The sequence below is a fragment of the Anaerosalibacter massiliensis genome, from assembly GCF_024623155.1.
In the GTDB taxonomy this organism is placed as follows: Bacteria; Bacillota; Clostridia; order Tissierellales; family Sporanaerobacteraceae; genus Anaerosalibacter; species Anaerosalibacter massiliensis.
In genome coordinates, this window is sequence record NZ_JANJZL010000002.1 from 95,189 (window position 1) to 117,319 (window position 22,131).

Below are 22,131 nucleotides of genomic sequence, written 5' to 3' on the forward strand. Positions count from 1 at the left end.
GGTAATTTTTATACCCTTAACTATACTTTTTATAAAATATTATATCATATCTATTGCAAATTATATTTTGTTTATCCTTTACTAATATTATTCTACTGCTCTTATTTATTATGATTCAGCTTCAGATAAGTATTGGAAATATTTACCTTTCAGGTTTACTAACTCATCTTTATTCCCTTGCTCAACTACCCTTCCATCTTCAAGAACATATATTAAATCTGCATCATCTATAGTTGACAATCTATGTGCAATCACTATCATGATCTTATCCTCTACAATTTCTTTTATATTTCTAATAATAGATTTTTGTGATATATTATCTAATGCTGATGTTGCTTCATCAAAAATTATTATAGGACATTCACTTAATAGTGTTCTTGCAATAGCTAATCTTTGCTTTTGACCTCCAGATAACTTGACTCCTCTTTCTCCGATTACTGTATCCAAACCAAGTTTCAGTGAATCAATTAACTCCGATAAACCTGTTAATTCACATATGTTTTTTAACTTTTCATCACTTATCTTATTGTCTAATACAATATTGTTTCTAATAGTGTCATCTAGTAGAAATAAATCTTGTGACACTACACAGATATTCTTCCTCAAAGACAATAAGTTTAAATCCCTTATGTCTGTATCATTAATATATATATGACCATCATCCAAATCCCATAGCCTATATATCAAATTAACTATCGTAGACTTTCCACATCCACTTCCACCTACAAGAGCAGTAGTTTTTCCTCTCTTAAATTTAAGATTTATACTTTTCAATATTTTTTCTTCATTCGAATTGTATGAAAAGCTGACATCTTTAAATATAATACTATCAACATCGGTATTATTTAATCTTAAACCCTTGTTATCTACTTTTATACATATTTCTTCATCAATTACTGAATATATTCTATCAAGCGATACCTTAGCTTGTTGTATTCTAGTATTTGATCTTATAATATTTATACAAGGACCTATAAGCATACCTGTATATTCTTGAAATGCAATAAGTTCACCTAATGTCATTTTACCTTTTATTATCTTATAGCCTCCAAATCCATATATCGCTATAGTAATCAATGCCGAAACAAATCTGGCTATAGCAACATTTCCGGATATTACCATATCTAATCTAATGAATTTCTTGATTATTTTTCTTTCCTTATCCAAGAAAGATTTAAAGAATTTTCTTTTTGATTTTGTTAAAACTACATTCATTATATTAGAAACATATTCTTGGACAATATTTGCAATTCTTCCATAGTCCGTACGAACTTCTGCTGTCTTATCAGCTATTATACTTGTTAGTTTAGACTGTGATACTACTAATATTAACTGCAAAACTATAACTACAAGGAACAAATCGAATTGCATCCTTATTAGAAAGAATAACGCAATTAAGGCAGTAAAAAAATCTACAATTATAGAAAAAATAATGTCTGTACCAAAGTTTTCAATTATAAACATATCATTATCTAAAATTGATAGTAGATTCCCAGTTTTTATATTAGAATAATATTTCCCTGATAGTTTAGATAAATGTTTTAGCATACTTATTCTCAAATCCACAGCACTCTTATTTTTCATCTTAGAATAAAAATACTCTAAAACTATATCAACACATGCTGAAGCTATTGATAACACACCATATAATATGACCAACGTGACTAATAAATTTATATCATGCCCACCAATTGCATTATCTACAATTTTTCTTGTAAGCTGTGGAAATACTAAATCTACCATTGAAGCCATAATAACTAATACAAATGAAACTAATATTTTCAACTTATTATTTTTGTATATGAAAGTTAAAAACCTAACAACGCTATTTTTTTTATTCTCAAGATGTTTCAAAATATCACCTTACCTATATAATAACTGTCAATACTTCCTCTATGTACTATACCTATTCTACTACTTTCATTCCTTCCACTATGCTCATTTTTTCTATGCTTCTCTTAGACATATAACCTACAACTATACAAATCAACATTGCTATAACAGTATATTGTAATATTTCTACTATAGGTAAACTAAATTCTACTATATTATCTATATTAAACGCACCTTTGTACTGATTGTTTATAAATTTAATTTCACTATAATATTTATATACTCCTGCCATTACTGCTAATATACTGCTTAAAAATCCATATATTATTGTTTCCTTTATTATCATATTTCTAATCTGCCTAGTTGTCATACCTATAGCTCTCATTATTGCAAACTCGTTTGTACGTATAAGTAAGCTAGTCTTTATTGTTCCATATATATTTACTGCTGCTATAATAAGAATTAATAACACTATTATGTAGTATTCTTTTATTTTCTCTCTAGGTCCTTCATTATTAATTTCTTTAATTTCTGCTCTACTTTTTATTTCTACAAAAGATTTATCCTTAAAAATTCCCTTTAACTTTTTATAAATTTGTTCCTCCTTTTCTTCATTTATTTTCAAACCAATTTCATTATAAATATTCTTGTTTGACATATCCATTAAAGACTTTTCTGGAATTAAAATTTCTATACATCCTCCTTTTGTATTTGCTTCTTCAAATCCCCACTCTTCCTTTAATAGTGCTCCTACTCTAACCTTTTGTTCCTCATATGATAATATCCCTTTTTCAATTTTAGGTATTTTCATAGTTATTATATCTCCCACCTTCATGTTTTTTATAGCACTCTTATTTTTATGATCTTTTAAAACATCATAATAATAATTAAAAACTGCAACATTAGGGTATTCTCCTTCCTTTTCCTTTGTTAATCCCCCTTTTTCTATATACTTTTTCAGATTGTTCCAAGAATTATTGTCACATCCATTTATAAATATATTCAATTCTACATTATTATTCTTATTTGATATTCCATTATACTCCATATATTCTTCTTCTAAATCTTTTGTTTCTGATTTTAAAAACCCCTCAAAATTAATTTTTGTTTTTATTTCTTTTACACCATCTATGCCAGATAACTTTTCTATATCTTCTTCTGTATATCCTACAAGATCATTATCAAAATTTATATCATTATATAACTTAAAAGAGTTGCCTTTCATTTCACTTAACAAACCAGTCCCCATTATTTTTGCATCACCACACAATAAACTATTAATATGACCTATCCGATATATAAAAATAATTCCACCCATACTTATTGCAATAATAGATATCAATGCCCTAATTTTATTTCTGCCAATATTTCTCCAAGCCATTTCTCCAGTTATTCCAAATAATCTTCTCATAAGTTTATGATGCCATCTTCTTTTTCCATATCTACCTGTTCTATCTGTCTTTCTAAGGGCTTCTAATGGTGACACTCTTCCTGATAACCAAATAGGAACTAAACTTGATACTCCTACTGATATTATACCTATCTCAATTGCATTTTTTATACTCTGCATACTTACATATACATCTGTACTTGGTATATCCATATCTATTAAACTATTACTAAATGTTTTCATTCCAAAATATGAAAACATAAGTCCAAATAATATACCAAGTATAGTACCTATAATCCATATAAATAAGCTTTGAATTCCAACTATAAGTCTTACTTTCCTCTTTGATACTCCTATTGCCCTAAGTAATCCTATTTGCTTTATCATATCTGCTAATGATATATTAAACATATTGTATATTAGTATCATGGATGTAACTACAATTAATCTCTTCATGTCTTTTTGTGTACCACTCTCTTGTGCCATACTATATTCATCTAAGGCATGAGTAAGTAGCTTGTTTTCTTCAAAATCTAACTTCCCAAGCTTATACCTTATCCTTATATCATTTAATTTTGTGGTCATGTTTGATTTTGATTTCAATTTAACTATATTCTCATAGCTTATAAGTTCTTCAGGTAGTATTGTAGTATCCCCTTCTTTTAAAAAAGTAAATCCTTGCATTATATAAAAATTCTCGTAATAAAGATTAGGCTTTGTTATTATCCCAACTAGTTCAAACTTCTTTTTCTCCATAAATATTTTATTTATACCATTTTCATCTTTATATTTCTTCTTTATTTTAAACTCAATTGTTTGATTTAATCTCTCATCTAATCCCATTTGTTTTAAAGCTTGGGACTCTAAAACAATCTCTTCTTCTTTTTTTGGTAAATGTCCTTCTTTCATAGAATAGCCACTCATATCTATATATTTTTCATTGAATGAATTTAATTTTATAGAAGTACCATCTTCCGCTATAATATCTCCCAGACTTGCAACTCCTGCTATTTCTTCTATATCTTTATCGTTTTTCATTTCCTCTAATTTATCTTTACTTAAATTTTGATAAACGCCATGATATCCTCCATATGATTTATATATCATTTCCAATTGTTTTTTACTTTGACTTTCATTTATTACATCAAAACCAAATACTAACATTATAGCCAAGACAACTCCGAGAATCATGGAAAATGTTCTTCCTTTTTGTTTCTTTAGATATGCCAAGGCTAATTTTATATATATTTTCATATACTTCACCTCTGTTCAGATTGATAAAAAATTTATACTACTCTTTATTTCTTTCTATTTTAGATATAATAAATATCATTTATATATATTTGATTTCATTAACAGTTTTGGAATTTCAATAAAATATTACAACTTCTCATTATTTAAAACATTCTTCTTTATTACTCTTTTATATATATTTTCTTCTTTTAAGTTAACAAAGAGGATATCTAATATATCCCCTTTGTTAATTTACTCTTAACTATTAATACTTAACTGAAGCATATGGTGTTTTTCCTTTGCAGTCTTTTAAACAATCATATAATCCTGCAACTCCATCATTGTCCCAAAAAAACTTGCATGGATCTGCTTGAGCTTCTACGTCTAATAGTTCCATTTTTTCTTCTATTTTCTTTATTTTCAACATTCATATCCCCCCCCTTTATAATTCTCATAATTATTTAAAAACTGACATCACTGCAGTGAAATTTAGTCAGTCTACCCTATTAAAAAGTACCTTTCAAAATATTATTGCTTCTAAAAAGTATATTTTTCATTGCACAAAGTATTGGAGGTGGTACATTGTATTCCCCTGTAATTACCTTATTTAAAAACTTACATCTTACCCCATCACAATACTCATATGCACTACATCCTAAACAATCTTGGTTTTTTATTTGACTGATTTCATAAAGCTTAGGTAAATTATCATCCAATTTTTCTGTACTATATATATTTCCTAATATAAATTCATCATTGCCAACGCAAAAGGCACATGGATATAGATTTCCTTTAGGATCTATACTATAACCATTCACCCCTCCAAAACAATCACCTTTCTTTTTACAAATCATATCTCTTTCTACTAAAGATATATGGGTATTAGGGTATTTATTTTTTATTTCTGACACTCTATTTACTTGTTCTCTTAATACTTCAACTTTTGCTTCATCCCATAATTCATCATAATAATCAATGGCAGGAACAATATATCTAAATCCTAAATCTGCCATAATCTTTACTCCCTCATATAATTCTCTTACATTTTGAGAATTAAAAGTCATTCTAGCTCTTAAATCAATTCCTCCTGATAGAAGTTTTCTAGCATTGTATATCACCGTTTTATAAGAACCCTCTCCATTAGCAAATTTTCTATTCATATCATGTGACTTCAATGTACCATCTATACTGATAGACAAACTATCAATATACTCTTTTACATACTCAATAATTTCTTCCGTCATTATGGTTCCATTAGTAGTCATACTAAAAATAACTTCTCTATCTTTAATCTTTTGCAAGATAGAACCTGATATATATTTTATTAATTCAAAATTTATCAAAGGTTCTCCGCCATGAAAAATTATATTCAAAGGTTTCTTTTCACTATCTTCTTTTAATTTATATTTTATAAATTCAATAACTTTATCTGATATTTCAGTTGTCATATCTATATTTGACTTTTCAGTTCCTTCATAACAATACCTACATCTCAGATTACATTTGGATGTTACAAATATGGTGAATTTCATTTTAAATCACATCCTCATCCCATATGATTTTATTTAACAAGGGTTTCATTAAATTACACCAGTTATTTAATTCTTTATCGTTGTTCTTCACTCCATCTATCAACGCTGGACAATGCCAACAAAATATATTCACATCACAATCTTTACATTTTTCAAAATTATAAGGCTTTATATCCTCAAGTCTACTACATATATCTGGTTTTGTAACTTCCAGATTTTGAATATTTAAGATTATATCTTTATCATAAATATTCCCAACTTTATACTCTTTTTTCATTAATGAAGGACAAGGATAAATACTTCCATTATGATCTATAAATATTTGACCTTTTAGTGCATTACAAGCACAAGAGCTTATTTTCTTACTTTTTATATTTTTTTGTGATTCTAATATTTTAGGAATTAGAACAGGTAATTTAAAGTCCTCTAAACAATACTCTAAAACATTATCTGCACCCCTACCTTCTGGAATAAATGTTCTTTCTATTGGAGTAGTTCCCAATTTTTTATTTAGCTCATTAAATTCTTCAGAAAGATGCATATTTTTTTCTCCAAAAATCATTGACAAGTGTATATTTGAAAATCCTTTTAATTGTAGTTGTTTTACCACTGATATAACTTTATTAAATACTCCTTTACCTCTTGTAATACTACAAGTTTCCTCATCTACTCCATCTATACTTATATCTACCTTATCAAAATTTTTGACAATGAAATCTATATTATTTTTACATATTAAAGTCCCATTTGTAGATAATCCTAAAAATACATTTTCTAGATTCTCTCTTATGTACATAACTATCTCTTTAAAATCACTTCTTATTAAAGGTTCTCCACCTGTCAATATTATAACTTTAGGATTTAATCGTTTTATCTTATCAACCATCTTTTTTATCTGTTCAGTACTAAGAAAATCTTTTTCTTTATTGCTACAACTGGTACTGCAATGTGTACAATTAAGATTACATCTTTTAGTTAAAGTTATGTAAATATTGTCTATTGATTTTAATGTCAAACTTTTTTCTTCTTTATCTTCCAAACTTTCAGAATAAAACACCTCTAATTTTATTAAATTATCTATTACTCTTTTAATATATTTTTTATCCTCTTCATTTTTAAAATAGCTTATAAATTCTTTAAATGTAATATTTTCACCTACAGCTTTTTCAAAAAAATCATATACTTCTTCTGATAATATAAAATGTTTACACTTTTTTTTATTGTATATACAAACTAGTTTATTCTTTTTATTAATTAAGAGGTCTTTTTTATCAAAAATCATCTTATCAGTTAATTTCAAAATATCTCCTCCTATTTAGCAAATCTCATTTTTTAAGAATATTTTATAACAATGTCTAATAACGAATATATAGAATAAAATGAACTCATAGAAATTTCATCATATTTTATTTTTATATTAAATTTGTTTTCTATTTTATCTATAATATCAAAGCAATTATGCTTATTCATTTTTGTGAAATTATTAAATAGTGAATATTGATAGAGAAAATCTATATCTTCAATTTTTGAATCATAAGTTTCTATTATCAACTTACATAATTCATTCGCTTTTTCTTTCATTTCTCCCTCTAATTCTCTTTTTTCAACTATCTCTCTTGGAAGTTTATCCTCCTTTAATTCTTCACTTGTCCAACTTGTTTTTGATGAATATTTTAATAATAATTCTTCTACTTCTCTATATTTTAATTCTTTATTTAAATCTAAAAGTTTTGATATTTTTGCTGTCATAAGAGATGTTGCTTTGCTATTATGACCAAATAACTTCATTCCTTTTTCATTTATTTTTGGTACAAATATAGGTTCATTATCACATATGCATTGTATTTTCTTATTCTTGTCATACCAATACTCATTTGTAAATCCTAAATTTTTACCTCTTACGCCAATAACCCCTGGCAGAATAGCTGGTAAACTTTCTCTAAACATATTATCCATCGATGCTACAATTATCTTATTTCTATCAATTAGTTCTTTGCATATATCAATGAATTCTTTTTCACGGTCAAAATTAACAGTAGCTAAACTAATATTTATTAATTTTATATCTGTATCTATTAAAAACTTTAATCCTTCTAAAAGACATTTAGAACTTGTCCTTCCTAAAGAGTTTAATATCTTTATTGGAAAAATTTCCACACTTTCATTTTGTCTTAAAATTGTATACGCGCATGATGTTCCATGACCATAACTATCTCTTATATCATTTCCCTCTATTATTTTTCTGTTACTTTCATCTAATATAAAACTTTTCCCCTTTATTATATACTTTGTTAAATAAGTATTGTCTAAATCTATTCCACTATCTACAATAGCTACTTTAATTTTTCCCATATCTTCCTCCATGAATTTCTTCTAATATTTCCACCTTTTATTTACCTTTTATATAAAAGGTAGCATATGAATATTACAGAACACTTTCAGTTTAATGACAGTTTTGTAATTTTAGAAACTTTCCCATATTTTATACATCAGCTTATCTTTCATAAATTCACAATTATATCTAAAAGCTTCTTTATTTTTCAATAATGTATACATTTTTGCTGGGCATCCTGTACAAAAGGTATTTACTTTGCAATTTTTACAATATAATATATTTTTAGTCTTAACCTTTTCAAAATTTTCAAAACTAGGTAACTTCCTTTCTAAAATCTTTTCCATAAGATCATCATTCAAATCTAAAATATTTCCTATTTTAAATTCTTCATATTGTAATAATGGGCATAAAAATACATTACCATCATAATTTACAAATAGTTGAGAACTTCCAGCTTGACAACTATTGGCTTTTATTTTCATTATATCAATATCTAAATCATCATCTCCAATATAATGTTCAATATTTTTTTCCCCTAGATACTTCTCGAAATTATATTCACCTCTACCTAGTTTACTAAAATTCCTAATAACTGCTTTTGTCCCTAGCTTTCTATTTAGCTCATTAAACTTGTCTACATATTGAACATTGTTATTTCCAACTACCATTGATAAAGATATTTTTTCTAAATCATTCTCCTGTAATAATTTCACCACTTCAATAACTCTATTAAAAATTCCTTTTCCTCTAACTTTAGCACAAGTTTTTTCATCAAATCCATCTAGACTAATTTCTATACTATAAACATTTTTAGCTATAGTTTTAATATCTTCATCTCTTATTAAGGTTGCGTTTGTAGCTAAGGTTAATTTCTCATCATATATACCTTTTACATAGTAAAAAATATCAAAAAAATCTTTTCTTATTAAAGGTTCTCCGCCTGATAGAACTATTTGTTGAGGATTTAAAGTTACTATCTTATCAATAGCTTTTTTAACATCCTCTGTTTTCAAAACATCTTCATATTCTAATTTCTTATCTAAAGACGCTGTTACACAACAATAATCGCAATTCAGATTGCATCTGTTTGTTATAGAAAATATAACTCTGGGTATAAAATCTACTTTTATATCATCTATTATTTCTTTTTCTAATAATCCTATTTTTTCCAGTCTACATAAAACTTGGATAAAATATTTCTGATCTTCTTCATCTCTAAATGCATGTATAACTTTATTAACTGGAATACGTTTTTTAAAGGAATATTCTATAACTTTATAACATTCTATAGGTATCTTAATCCATTCTCCTGTAAACTGATTACTTAATATAACCTTTTTATCATTAAAAACGGTATCACAAATTTCATTCAAAAAATATCTTTTCTTCATGACATCTCACCCTTTTTATATAATTATTTAATTCAAATAAAAAAATAAAGTTCATTTGGAGATTTACCTACTTTATCTTTAAGTCCTAGTGTATTTATTATCTCTAACATATTCTATCTATTTTTCTATTATCTATTGATATAGGTAGTGTTATATTTTCATATATATCTATTACTGGTATAAGATTAAAGCTTTGAAATATAAATCCAAACTTTCATCTTCTCAATTTTGACATTTCTTCTTCTGATAATTTAAATATATTTTTACCATCTAAAATTACTTCTCCCGTTGTTGGATTATCTAATCCAGTTGTACAATGCAAAAGCGTACTTTTTCCTGAACCATTAGGTCCAACTATATCTGTAAATTTTCCATTTTCTATTGATAAATTTATTCCTTTTAGAGTCTCTACCTTACTTTCTCCCTTCTCATATATTATGGTTTCATTTATTATTTTTTCCTAATCCCACTAATTATCGTACCTGTGGCTCTCATTGTTACAAAATCATTTGTATGTATAATTAATCTAGTCTTTATTGTTCCATATATATTTACTGCTACTATAAGCAGAATTAGCAATACTTATTCATCATTTTGCTATTTACTTATTAGCCCTTGCATTAGCTAACTCTCTAATTTCAACACTACTTTTTATTTCTACAAAATGTTAGAAAAACATCTCAAAAATTATTCAAAAAATATGGCTACCTTATTAACATAAATTCTATTTAATACCTAAATTTATAAACAGAAATGCCTTTTTCTTCAAACCACCTAACAACTATTAATCCAATACTTCTATAATTTTGAATTCATTCAGTCTAAAGTTTTCTACCTTAAGATTTCATTTAAGATAGCCTCCTTTATTATAATTTAAATGTATTATCTCATCGAAATCATGGTTGAAAATATGTCTTATCTTTGATGCTTACTTTTCTATAACCTTTTGAATATCCTGCTGTTTTTTTACTTCCATCATTAATCATATTCCTCAAATTTTTTTGATAATGTGCTCATAAAAATGCTCCTTTCTGGTTTTTATTCTTATTTTAATTCCTACCAGAAAAGAGCATTTATTTACACTACCAAGAACTAAATGAGTTCACTTTTAATAAAAAATCAATCTAAAAAACTTTTTTCATCTTAAAATTCATTTTTATCTTAACACTGCCTCTTGTTAATTTATTCTTAATTATTAATATGCTATTGATTGGTATGGTGTTCTTTTACCACCTTTAGTACAATCATGCAAACAATCATATGTTCCTGTAACTTTATCCCTTTCATATTTATATTTACATGGATCAGCCTGAGCTTCTACATCTAATAATTCTATTTTTTCTTCTATCTTTTCTATTTTCAACATTACTTTCCCTCCTTTCTATCGTTATGTTTATTAAGTTTTTAATAAATATTACTTTTGCTAATATTAGGCCCAATTAACATATCAATAAATAATTAATTATAAATATATATTATTATTTTTCATCATATTTTATCTACTGATCATATGATTTATAGCATTTTTTAACTTTCATCTACTTTCCATACAAAGAATAACACATAATTATTACAAAACAATTTCAGTTTTATGACAGTTTTGTAATTTAAGCAAAATATTATTGATTTTCCTTTTTATCTTCAAATCTTTTTAAATTAAAAAGATAATAAAAAAATCTTTTTTATATATTCTATTATTTATTATATTAACATCTATTCTACTACTTTCATTCCCTCTACTATACTCATCTTCTCTATACTTCTCTTAGACATATAACCTACAACTATACAAATCACCATTGCTATAACAGTATATTGTAATATTTCTACTATAGGTAAGCTAAATTCTACTATATTATCTATATTAAACGCACCTTTGTACTGATTGTTTATAAATTTAATTTCACTATAATATTTATATACTCCTGTTATTACTGCTAATATACTGCTTAAAAATCCATATATTATTGTTTCCTTTATTATCATATTTCTAATCTGCCTAGTTGTCATACCTATAGCTCTCATTATTGCAAACTCGTTTGTACGTATAAGTAAGCTAGTCTTTATTGTTCCATATATATTTACTGCTGCTATAATAAGAATTAATAACACTATTATGTAGTATTCTTTTATTTTCTCTCTAGGTCCTTCATTATTAATTTCTTTAATTTCTGCTCTACTTTTTATTTCTACAAAAGATTTATCCTTAAAAATTCCCTTTAACTTTTTATAAATTTGTTCCTCCTTTTCTTCATTTATTTTCAAACCAATTTCATTATAAATATTCTTGTTTGACATGTCCATTAAAGACTTTTCTGGAATTAAAATTTTTATATATCCTCCCCCTCCATTATCTTCTTTAAATCCCCACTCTTCTTTTAATAAAGCTCCTACTCTAACTTTCTGTTACTCATATGATATTATTACTTCTTTAATCTTAGGTATTTTTATAGTTATTATATCTCCTATCTTCATGTTTTTCATAGCACTTTTATTTTTGTAATCTTTTAAGACATCATAATAATAATTAAAAACTGTAACATTAGGATATTCTCCTTCCTTTTCCTTTGTTAATTCACCTTTTTCTATATACTTTTTAAATTTTTCCAGGAATTGTTATCACATCCATTTATAAATATATTCAATTCTACATTATTATTCTTATTTGATATTCCATTATACTCCATATATTCTTCTAAATCTTTTGTTTCTAATTTTAAAAACCCCTGAAAATTAATTTTGGTTTTTATTTATTTTACCCCATCTATACCAGATAACTTTTCTATATCTTCTTATGTATATCCTACAAGATCATTATCAAAATTTATATTATTATATAACTTAAAAGAGTTACCTTTCATTTCACTTAACAAACCAGTCTCCATTATTTTTGCATCACCACATAATATGTTTAATATATTATATTAAACATATTGTATATTAGTATCATGGATGTAACTATAATTAATCTCTTCATGTCTTTTTGTGTACCACTCTCTTTTACCATAATATATTCATCTAAAGCATGAGTAAGTAGCTTGTTCTATTAAGCCCCCTAACCAATTTGGACAATCGCACACTAATTTAGTGAAATAAAAATTAATGGGAGATTGTCTAAATTGAAAGGTAAAGGTAAAAGATATCCAGAGGAATTCAAACGTCAAATTATTAAGGAAGTAGAGGAAACTGGTAATGCTACTTTAGTTGCAAGAAGACACGATTTAGTTCATGGTATTGTTACTCGCTGGGTTAGAGAGTCAAAGAAAGAAAATGAGCAATAAAAAAATTACTTGGCAAAAAAGATTTAGAAATTGCCATTCTTAAAGACCTTTTTAAAAAAATAAACCCATAATAGAGGATAAAGTTAATATTGCAAAAAATGGATTAATTTAGGAGATACTGCAGTTACTGTCCTTAAAATTATTGGATTAAGTAGGTCTACCTATTACTACAATATTAAAAAAAGAACTAAAATTGAAGATATAAAAATAAATAAAGGTGGTAAACCAATTCCTGGTTACTCTTTTAATAAAGATGGCAATCGTATTTGTGATGAACAAATTAAAGAATATATTTGTGAAATCATCGAGTCCGAAGGATTATGCTATAGCTACTATAAAATAACCATAATACTAAAAAGAAAATTTAAGTTAATCATAAATAAGAAAAAGGTATATAGATTATGTAAATAGCTTAGGGTTCTAAGACCTCAAAGAAAGATTAAATCTAAGTATCCTAGAAAAATAGCTATGAATAGAGAAATAACAACATCAAATTCTCTTTGGGAAGTAGATGTTAAATATGGTTATATTCATGGTGAAGATAGATTCTTCTATATAGCTTCCTTTTTAGATGTATATGATAGAAATATAGTAGAATATCACATGGGATTATCATGTAAAACTGAAGACATAATTGTAACCCTTAAAAGAGTATTAATGAAATGAGAACTCTATAACAAGGAAACTAACTTGGTTATAAGGTCAGATAATGGCCCACAATTTATTAACAATAAATTTCAATATACTTGTAAGGAATTAGAATTAGAGCATGAAAAGATACCATTTAAGACTCCAAACAAAAATGCCCATATAGAGGCTTTTCATAGATTATTAGAAGATGAATGTTTGTCAAGGTACGAATTTAAAAGCTATACAGAAGCTTATGAAGCAGTATCTTAATATATTAAATTCTACAATAAGGTTAGAATCCATAGTTCTTTAGGATATATTTCACCAGTAGAATTTTATCATAAAGCATTGGAAGGAACAGCAAAACCGTTGGTAGTAAAGCTTTAATATTTTTGCCCTCAAGTGCCTAACACATTAATATTTAGCTGAAATCAAGGACCTGCGTTAGCAGAGGCGTAGCCTTTATCCTTGATGAAGATAAATATTAATGTACAATAAACCAAGGGCAAAATGAAATACTATGATATTGTAAATATTAGTGAGTTTTTGTCCAAAATTAAGGGGTCAATCCGTGTTTTCTTCAAAATCCAACTCCCAGGCTTATACTTTATCCTTATATCATTTAATTTTGAAAGTATATTTGATTTAGATTTTAATTTAACTATGTTCTCATAACTTATGAGTTCTTTAGGTAGTACTGTAATATCTCCTTCTTTAAAGAAAGTAAATCCCTTTAAAAAATAAAAATTTTCATAATAAAGGGCTGATTTTGTTATTATTCCAACTAACTTGAATTTCTTTTTCTCCATAAATATCTGGTTCATGCCACTTTCATCTTTATATTCTTTTTTTATTTTGAACTCAATTATTTGATTTAACTTTTCATCTAATCCCATTTGTTTTAAAACTTGAGACTCTAGAACAATCTCCCCTTGTTTCTCTAGTAAATGTCCTTCTTTCATGGAATAACTACTCATATCTATATATTTTTCATTGAATGAATTTAATTTTATAGAAACACCATATTCTGCTATAATATCTCTCAGACTTGCAACTCCTGCTATTTCTTCTATATCTTTATCGTTTTTCATTTCCTCTAATTTATCTTTACTTAAATTTTGATAAAAGCCATGATATTCTCCATATGCTTTATATATCATTTCTGATTGTTTTTTACTCCGACTTTCATTTATTACATCAAAACCAAGTACTGACATTATAGCCAAGACAACTCCAAGAATCATAGGGAATGTTCTTTCCTTTTGTTTCTTTAGATATGCCAAAGCTAATTTTATATGTTATTTCTACTCTCTATTCATCTAATGTCTTTTGCGCTGTTTATTTTCCGCTTTTTTTACAATCTTTCCATCTTTTATAGTTATGAGTATGTCAGCTGTAGATGCTATATTTTCATCATGTGTTATCATTACTAAAGTCTGTCCAAATTTTTCTACGCTAAGTTTCAATAGCTCTATTACCTCAGCTGTAGTTTCACTATCTAGATTTCCTGTTGGTTCATCTGCAAATATTATTTCTGGTCTATTTGCTAATGCTCTAGCTATAGCTACTCTTTGCTGTTGTCCACCTGAAAGTTCATTTGGAAATTTACTCACTTTATCTTTAAGTCCTAGCGTATTTATTATCTCTGATATATATTCCGTATCTATTTTTTTATTATCTATTGATATGGGTAGTGTTATATTTTCATATATATCTATTACTGGTATAAGATTAAAGCTTTGAAATATAAATCCAAACTTTCGTCTTCTCAATTTTGACATTTCTTCTTCTGATAATTTAAATATATTTTTACCGTCTAAAATTACTTCTCCTGTTGTTGGATTATCTAATCCAGCTGTACAATGCAAAAGCGTACTTTTTCCTGAACCACTAGGTCCAACTATAGCTGTAAATTTTCCATTTTCTATTGATAAATTTATTCCCTTTAGGGCTTCTACCTCGCTTTCTCCTTTTCCATATATTTTACTTAAATTTACTATTTCTAATTTACTCATTTCTTTACCTCCTAATACAATACTTTAAAAATCATTTTTTATTTTCATACACTTTTTATCTTATATATTCTGATACCTATATATATAAGTAGCATTTCTACATTACAAAACAATTTCATATCATTGACAGTTTTGTTATTTTGGCAAAATATTATTAGGTTTCCTTTTTACCAGACATAAAAAGGACTTATCGCATCTTTAATATGAGTTTACATAATTAAAGAGCAAATAAATATTTTTTCCTATCTTATTCAACAGCTCTTATAGCATCTGTTATTTCAATTTTATCTACTTGTCTTCTAGGACCTATCGTAGCTATATAGCCAATACTCAAGTTTATAGCTATTACTATTAAAAAAGACTTCCACTCTATGAAAAATCGCTTTAACAATAATACTGGCTCCGAATATTTATCAAATATATATGCATAGTAAATAAAGATACCTAGTTCAATCATTAATGCTATAGCACATGAAAATGTAGCAGATATAATGCCATATATTAATCCCTCAAATCTTATCATATTTCTAAACTGTTTCTTTGTAAGTCCTATAGCTTTCATGATACCATGTTCCCTTATTCTAGATATTAGATTATAGTTTATATTGTTATATATGCTCAACCCACTTATTAATATCAATATTATGGATATTGAATTTTTCAACAAATCATATGTGATATCAGATTTTTCTGCTTCCTTGAGATATTCAACCCTATCTTCTAATAAAGTTCCTGGAATAATCTCAGACATCTTTTGAACTTCCTCTTTTAAAATCTTATAATCACCTTCAGTATAATTATCTTTCATATCTACTCGAACTAATCTGTATTTATCTATTCCTGATAATTCTTTAAACATATTTCCTGATATAAATAGATATGGTGCTAAATCAGTACCTAAATGAAAACCATCCTTATCAGGCAAAACATCAGTTATACCTATTATGGTAAATTCCTGATCTATATATTGAGATTTATCATGTTCTGCTAAAAGTCTGACAGTATCAATACCTTTATCATATCCTTTTTTTGGAATAGTTACTGTTATTTTATCCCCAACTTTTAAATTCAGCGCAGATTCAGATTTACTCTTTCCTGTATGATCAAAGTATAATCCCTTTTCATTTACTTTTGGAATATGGACTACAGCTACAGGCTCATTCTTCATTTGGTCTATATCTATTTGCCCTTCTTTTAATCCTTTGCTTAAGGACTTTAAGTCTCTATCTGATAATCCCAATATGGTATTTCTTATTATCATTTCATCTTTAGTAACCCCTTCAAAAGAAAAGTCTCCCAAATCCTTTAAAAATCCATTTTCGGAATTCATGAACTTTATATAATTTTTGCCATATATTCCATTCAATATTTTCTTATTAATTTTTAATTCCGAATAAAGAACTTGCTTAAAGGATACATCCTGTACTTGGGGTAATTTACTAATTTCATCTATTTGTTCCGTAGTATAGCCTTCCTTCATAGGTCTACCTTCGTTTGTATTTAATCTAAATTCATACATCTGTGATTTATCAATGCTATTGCGATATTTCCAATCTCTTGTCCACAACTCTGTTTTAAAAGTTTGAACCATAAATAATGTACACCCTACTGCCATAGATACTATGGTAAATATAATGGTCTTTTTGTTTCTCCTTAAATTTTTATAGGATACCTTCTTTGGTATAGTTAAAACTTTTTCAATGAAACTTTCTCTTTCCTTAAACTTTATATTACTATCTTGGGTGCTTCTATTTATAGCTTCTACAGGAGATACCCTGTTAACTAAAATTGATCCTCTTATGGCTGATAATAATATAGAGCCAAAAGATGTCAACATAGCTAACCCAATGGCAAATCTAGAGATAACTACAATATCTAATTTATAATCAATTTCTGTAAACAAGCCACTAGACATAGTACTTCCTTTAAATAGATTTGTAAAAAATACTCCCAGCAATATACCTAATAATACTCCTATCATATAAACAATGAATAGTTCCGACAGTATTACATATATTATTTGTTTCTTTGTACTGCCTATGGCCCTCATCATTCCATATTCTTGTACTCTTTTTAGAACTGAAATATTATATATACTGTATATTACCATTCCACCTACAACCATAAGAAATAGAGATTTTTTTACTAAATCCCAATCTATAGCATTTAACTCTCCCATAGCAGTAAGTAAACCTCTATTTAATACTATTCGCTTTTCATCCTTAACTCCTACTTGCTTTCCTAATTTCTTCGCTTCATCTCTATAATTCAAATCCTCTTTAAATTCAACAAAGGAATATATGTGATTTTCCCTACCTGCTAAATTTTCATCATTAAAAGCTACATAGGCTTCCAAATTTCCAACACTCTGTTTATCTAAATTATTTTCAATTATTCCCACCAGTTTAAATTCCTTTTCACCATTTTCTGCTAAAGATATCTTTATAGTTTGATTGAGTTCATGGGGTATTCTTAGTCTATCTAAAACCCATTCTTCCACAGCTATTTCATTGGACTTCGTTGAAAATCTCCCTACCTTCATTTTGTTTGATTCCATATATAATATATTTTTTTCTGCACCTAAAATATTTACTGTTAATCCACTCTCGTGGTTCCAACCATCATAATAAAAGCTATTTGCTACTTTTTTTACATTTTGATATTCTTTTATTTTATTTACTTGCTCCATATTTACTCCATCGTATCTAACATGCTGTAACCCAGAATCTTTTTTGGCATCATTAACTTGAAGTACCCTTGTACTTTCTGCCAGTGATCCTATAGTGACTACTAAAAACACACTTAGTGCAATACTTAAAATCATAGCAATAGATCTTTTCTTATACTCTCTTATATATTTCCATGCTATTTTCATATACCTTAACAAGATTCTCCCTCCCTGTTAAGGAGCTTACCATCCTCAATTCTCACTATTCTATCAGCCATTTGGGCTAATTTTTCATCATGAGTTATCATGACTAATGTTTGATGATATTTCCTTACAGATTGTTTCAATAGATTTATTACTTCTAAACTAGTTTTAGAATCAAGATTTCCTGTTGGCTCATCTGCAAGAACTATAGCTGGTCTAGTAGCTAATGCTCTAGCTATGGCCACCCTTTGTTGTTGTCCACCTGATAGCTGATTTGGAAGAGCATTTTTCTTATCATAGATATTTAATGTCCTCATCAATTCTTCTATGAATTCATTGTCTACAGTTTTTAAATCAAACTCTATAGGTAAAGTTATATTTTCCCACACATTTAATACTGGAATTAAGTTATATGATTGAAAAACAAACCCTACTTTTCTCCTTCTAAATATGGCCAAACTTTCATCATTCATTGAATGGATATCCTTATTATCTATAAATACTTTTCCTTCAGTTGGTCTATCTAATCCACCCATCATATGGAGTAATGTGGTCTTACCTGAACCAGAAGAACCTACTATTGCTACAAACTTCCCTTCTTCTATAGATAAATCTATTCCATCTACAGCTTTTACTAAATTAGCATCTTTTCCATAGTATTTTTTCAATGATTTTGTTTCCAATATATTCACAATTAATCCTCCCTTATATAAGTCTAATAGCAAATATAGCAATATATTTAACACTATAATACATAGGATACCATCTATAAATTACAAAACAATTCAACTTTATTGACAGTTTTGTAATTTTATTAATTATATTAATTAAATTTTCCATTATTATAAATAAAAAAATAAGACAAAGAATTGTTCTCTGCCTTGAATTTATAAAAATGTTCGCTTTTATCCATTTAAATATATTCTTACTTTAGCAAATCCTATATTAAATTCCTATACTCCCTTCTGCCATCAACTATAGCATATATAATTACTATTTTTTCTACTTCATTTACTTTATAAAAAATAAGATGCCTTTCCACAACAAGTACACGGTAGCTTTGCTTTTTCAAAATACTGTATCGTGGTATACTCCCCATATAAGGAAAATCTTCTAACCCTATTATAGCTCTTTCAATCATATTCAAATAATTTAGGGCAATATCTACACTGCAAGAATCTTCAGCAATATAATTAATAATGTCATAAAGCTGGTCACTTGCCTTATCCGTTCTAATAATACGATATTTCATTTATTCTTCCTCGATAAAAGTGATTGACGAAGATTATTGAAATCATCTTCTATAGGTGCAACTCTACCTGCTACAACATCCTCTTCCGCCTCAGCTAATGTTCTTAATAATTCCAATTCAGAAATTATTTGCTGATATTCCTGGTATCCAAGAATAGCAGTATCTCCTCTTCCATTTACCGTTATAATAACTGGTCGTCTTGTTTCACGACAAATTTTAGATATTTCACTATAATGATTTCTTAAATCTGAGGATGGTCTTATTGTTTCCATGTTCATCACTCCTTTTTATACGTAGTCATATAATATCATAACTTGACTATACCAGCAAACTTTAATCAATAATTTATTAATAACCTTGTAATGTTATCAATATGGTAAATTTACTTCCTTGTCCTTCTTCAGAGGATACTATCAATCCTCCACCTTGTTCCTCTAGTATATTTCTAGCAAGGTATAAGCCTATTCCTGAGCCCTCGGCTTTCTTCACTTTTTCTGAATCACCTCTATAAAATCTATCGAAAATTTTTTCTATATCCCCTAATGGAATTCCTATACCGTTATCCTCTATATCTATTTTTATATAAGTTTCTAACTTCTCCATGGAAATATTGACCTGTCCATTTTCATTTGTATATTTAATAGCGTTGTCAAGAATATTAAATATTGCTTCTTTAGTCCACTTAAAGTCATGATAAACATAAATACTTTCTAAATTGTTCATATTTATATTTATATCTTTTTCTAATGCTTCTAAATAGACTCCATTAACTGCTTCTAGTATAGTTTGCTTAATATCTTCTTTCTCTTTTTTTATCTGTATCATACCCGATTCTGTTGTAGAGATTTTAACTAAGGAATTGGCTAACCATTCAAGTTTGTTTACTTCATCTTTTACTCTTTCTAAAAATTCTTCCTCCTCTACTTTAGTCAATCCTCCCTCAGTTAGTAAAGAATTAAACATTTTTATAGAAGCTAGTGGCGTTCTAATCTGATGGGAAATGTCTGTTACTAAAGATTTTACTTTCTCTTTCTCAATATTTATACTATCCATACTTAATTGTAATCTTCTAGACATTTGACAAAATTGAGATTCTAGTCGTGATAATATCCCCTCTTTATCAATATTTGATATAGTAGAAAAATCTCCATCCATAATCCTGTCTATGTCAAAGGATACTTTCTCTAGTTTTTTCATTATATATTTCAATACACGGATAAATAAAACAATATTTAATATAATAACTAAAGCTATAATAACTATACTCTTAAATATAAAACTGAAAATTAACCCTTCATTTATTTTTATATTGTAATTCTGCAATTGTTTTATAAAAAAATAATTATTTAAAATGGTTATTGAATATATAAAAACTAGACTTATTAATAAAATAATAAAAGCTTTTTTAACTATGGGATCTTTCCCAAGTATCATTCTCTAAAACACCTCTCATTCCAAATATATCCTATGCCTCTAATATTTTTTATATATTTAGGCTCTGAAGGATTATCTTCAATTTTTTCTCTAAGTCTTCTAATATTTACTGGAAGAGCACTTTCATCTAAAAAATCCCCTTTTATATCCCATAGCTTATTAAAAAACTGTTCCTTAGTAATTACCTGTTGAGGATTATCTATAAAATATTTAAACAACTTAAATTCTGTTTTAGATAAAGATATTTCTTTTCCTTTTACATATACTTTCATAGTTTTAGGATAATAAATTATATCTTCACATTGAATTTTCTTAGCTTCTTTACGATTAAATTTTCTTCTTAAAACTGCATTAACTTTAGATACAAGTACCATTAAACTAAAAGGTTTAGTAATATAATCATCAGCTCCTAAATCATAACCTGTGACTATATCTACTTCTTGAATACAAGCTGTTAAGAATATAATAAAAACATCTGATATTTTCCTTATTTCTTTGCAAAACTGAAAACCATCTCCATCAGGTAGTCCTACATCTAGTATTATTAAATCTATTTTTTGTTCATTAAATATATCATTGCCTTCTTTAAGACAATCTGCTGAAAACACATTAAATCCTTCTTTTTCTAGTTTAAAACTAATACCTCTATTTAAAGATTCATCATCTTCTATTAACAAAATATTGCTTGTATTTTCCATATCATCACCCTTTTATAGTTATAATTATATTATATAACAAAAAAATAAAACAAAATATCATTTTTACGAATTGTAGCTTATCCATTGTTATAGTATTATAACAATATAATACCTAAATATATAATGCTCTATAAATCTTACTATAAATTACAATTCATATTAAAATGCTCATATACTAGTTAATAATTGATTATCCTTTTGGAAAAATCAATGCACTCAAATAAGAACATCTAAT

22 protein-coding genes are annotated in these 22,131 nt (G+C 27.0%); 4 read left to right on the forward strand and 18 right to left on the reverse strand.

Features of this window, described 5'->3' with window-relative positions:
- Positions 1 to 108: 108 nt before the first annotated feature.
- The 10 genes from NSA23_RS03335 to NSA23_RS03380 all read right to left on the reverse strand — a co-directional run bounded on the left by NSA23_RS03335 (position 109) and on the right by NSA23_RS03380 (position 12,012).
- A complete protein-coding gene (locus NSA23_RS03335) occupies positions 109 to 1,785 on the reverse strand; it encodes an ABC transporter ATP-binding protein (RefSeq protein WP_257490129.1) in 1,677 nt (558 codons plus the stop codon).
- Between the two features lie 121 nt (positions 1,786 to 1,906).
- On the reverse strand, positions 1,907 to 4,477 hold the full coding sequence (locus NSA23_RS03340) for an ABC transporter permease (RefSeq protein ID WP_257490130.1): 2,571 nt from the start codon (positions 4,475 to 4,477) through the stop codon (positions 1,907 to 1,909).
- 244 nt (positions 4,478 to 4,721) lie between these two features.
- Complete coding sequence (locus tag NSA23_RS03345; protein WP_187116645.1) at positions 4,722 to 4,883, reverse strand: hypothetical protein; 162 nt, start codon at positions 4,881 to 4,883, stop codon at positions 4,722 to 4,724.
- 79 nt (positions 4,884 to 4,962) lie between these two features.
- Entirely contained in the window at positions 4,963 to 5,988 is a 1,026-nt protein-coding gene (locus tag NSA23_RS03350) for a radical SAM/SPASM domain-containing protein (RefSeq protein WP_257490131.1), read from the reverse strand.
- A 1-nt stretch (position 5,989) separates the two neighbouring features.
- Positions 5,990 to 7,288 (reverse strand): radical SAM/SPASM domain-containing protein, encoded by a 1,299-nt coding sequence (locus NSA23_RS03355; RefSeq protein WP_222704741.1) that lies wholly within the window; start codon positions 7,286 to 7,288, stop codon positions 5,990 to 5,992.
- Between the two features lie 32 nt (positions 7,289 to 7,320).
- The gene (locus tag NSA23_RS03360) at positions 7,321 to 8,340 is read right to left on the reverse strand and encodes a S8 family serine peptidase (RefSeq protein WP_147524974.1); all 1,020 of its coding nucleotides are present in this window, start codon (positions 8,338 to 8,340) and stop codon (positions 7,321 to 7,323) included.
- 111 nt (positions 8,341 to 8,451) lie between these two features.
- Positions 8,452 to 9,714 (reverse strand): radical SAM/SPASM domain-containing protein, encoded by a 1,263-nt coding sequence (locus tag NSA23_RS03365; protein ID WP_042680100.1) that lies wholly within the window; start codon positions 9,712 to 9,714, stop codon positions 8,452 to 8,454.
- Positions 9,715 to 9,928: 214 nt separating this feature from the next.
- A complete protein-coding gene (locus NSA23_RS03370) occupies positions 9,929 to 10,168 on the reverse strand; it encodes an ATP-binding cassette domain-containing protein (protein ID WP_222704746.1) in 240 nt (79 codons plus the stop codon).
- 741 nt (positions 10,169 to 10,909) lie between these two features.
- A complete protein-coding gene (locus tag NSA23_RS03375; RefSeq protein WP_187116644.1) occupies positions 10,910 to 11,080 on the reverse strand; it encodes a hypothetical protein in 171 nt (56 codons plus the stop codon).
- 347 nt (positions 11,081 to 11,427) lie between these two features.
- Positions 11,428 to 12,012: an ABC transporter permease gene (locus NSA23_RS03380; protein ID WP_257490132.1), complete on the reverse strand. Its 585-nt coding sequence runs from the start codon at positions 12,010 to 12,012 to the stop codon at positions 11,428 to 11,430.
- 821 nt (positions 12,013 to 12,833) lie between these two features.
- Between NSA23_RS03380 and NSA23_RS03385 the strand changes: the two genes are divergently transcribed.
- The 4 genes from NSA23_RS03385 to NSA23_RS16705 all read left to right on the forward strand — a co-directional run bounded on the left by NSA23_RS03385 (position 12,834) and on the right by NSA23_RS16705 (position 14,012).
- Positions 12,834 to 12,995: a transposase gene (locus NSA23_RS03385; RefSeq protein ID WP_222704740.1), complete on the forward strand. Its 162-nt coding sequence runs from the start codon at positions 12,834 to 12,836 to the stop codon at positions 12,993 to 12,995.
- Between the two features lie 468 nt (positions 12,996 to 13,463).
- Positions 13,464 to 13,661: a hypothetical protein gene (locus NSA23_RS03390; RefSeq protein ID WP_081915184.1), complete on the forward strand. Its 198-nt coding sequence runs from the start codon at positions 13,464 to 13,466 to the stop codon at positions 13,659 to 13,661.
- 24 nt (positions 13,662 to 13,685) lie between these two features.
- Entirely contained in the window at positions 13,686 to 13,895 is a 210-nt protein-coding gene (locus NSA23_RS03395) for a DDE-type integrase/transposase/recombinase (protein WP_081915183.1), read from the forward strand.
- A gap of 3 nt (positions 13,896 to 13,898) precedes the next feature.
- On the forward strand, positions 13,899 to 14,012 hold the full coding sequence (locus tag NSA23_RS16705; RefSeq protein WP_420841073.1) for a hypothetical protein: 114 nt from the start codon (positions 13,899 to 13,901) through the stop codon (positions 14,010 to 14,012).
- A 131-nt stretch (positions 14,013 to 14,143) separates the two neighbouring features.
- Here NSA23_RS16705 and NSA23_RS03400 read toward each other — a convergent pair whose 3' ends face one another.
- From NSA23_RS03400 to NSA23_RS03435, 8 genes are all read right to left on the reverse strand, one after another.
- On the reverse strand, positions 14,144 to 14,908 hold the full coding sequence (locus NSA23_RS03400; protein ID WP_257490133.1) for an ABC transporter permease: 765 nt from the start codon (positions 14,906 to 14,908) through the stop codon (positions 14,144 to 14,146).
- 36 nt (positions 14,909 to 14,944) lie between these two features.
- Complete coding sequence (locus NSA23_RS03405; protein WP_042680096.1) at positions 14,945 to 15,640, reverse strand: ABC transporter ATP-binding protein; 696 nt, start codon at positions 15,638 to 15,640, stop codon at positions 14,945 to 14,947.
- A gap of 247 nt (positions 15,641 to 15,887) precedes the next feature.
- Positions 15,888 to 18,527: an ABC transporter permease gene (locus NSA23_RS03410; protein WP_042680095.1), complete on the reverse strand. Its 2,640-nt coding sequence runs from the start codon at positions 18,525 to 18,527 to the stop codon at positions 15,888 to 15,890.
- A complete protein-coding gene (locus NSA23_RS03415; RefSeq protein WP_042680093.1) occupies positions 18,521 to 19,204 on the reverse strand; it encodes an ABC transporter ATP-binding protein in 684 nt (227 codons plus the stop codon). Before NSA23_RS03415 ends, NSA23_RS03410 begins: the two co-directional genes overlap by 7 nt.
- A gap of 248 nt (positions 19,205 to 19,452) precedes the next feature.
- Positions 19,453 to 19,764, reverse strand: coding sequence for a type II toxin-antitoxin system RelE/ParE family toxin (locus tag NSA23_RS03420; protein WP_257490134.1), 312 nt, complete (start codon positions 19,762 to 19,764; stop codon positions 19,453 to 19,455).
- A complete protein-coding gene (locus NSA23_RS03425) occupies positions 19,761 to 20,036 on the reverse strand; it encodes a type II toxin-antitoxin system Phd/YefM family antitoxin (RefSeq protein WP_042680091.1) in 276 nt (91 codons plus the stop codon). The genes NSA23_RS03420 and NSA23_RS03425 overlap by 4 nt, the downstream gene beginning before the upstream one ends.
- Before the next feature lie 76 nt (positions 20,037 to 20,112).
- Positions 20,113 to 21,198 (reverse strand): sensor histidine kinase, encoded by a 1,086-nt coding sequence (locus tag NSA23_RS03430; RefSeq protein WP_257490135.1) that lies wholly within the window; start codon positions 21,196 to 21,198, stop codon positions 20,113 to 20,115.
- Positions 21,195 to 21,896, reverse strand: a complete 702-nt coding sequence (locus tag NSA23_RS03435; protein WP_042680087.1) for a response regulator transcription factor — start codon at positions 21,894 to 21,896, stop codon at positions 21,195 to 21,197. The genes NSA23_RS03430 and NSA23_RS03435 overlap by 4 nt, the downstream gene beginning before the upstream one ends.
- Between the last annotated feature and the right edge of the window lie 235 nt (positions 21,897 to 22,131).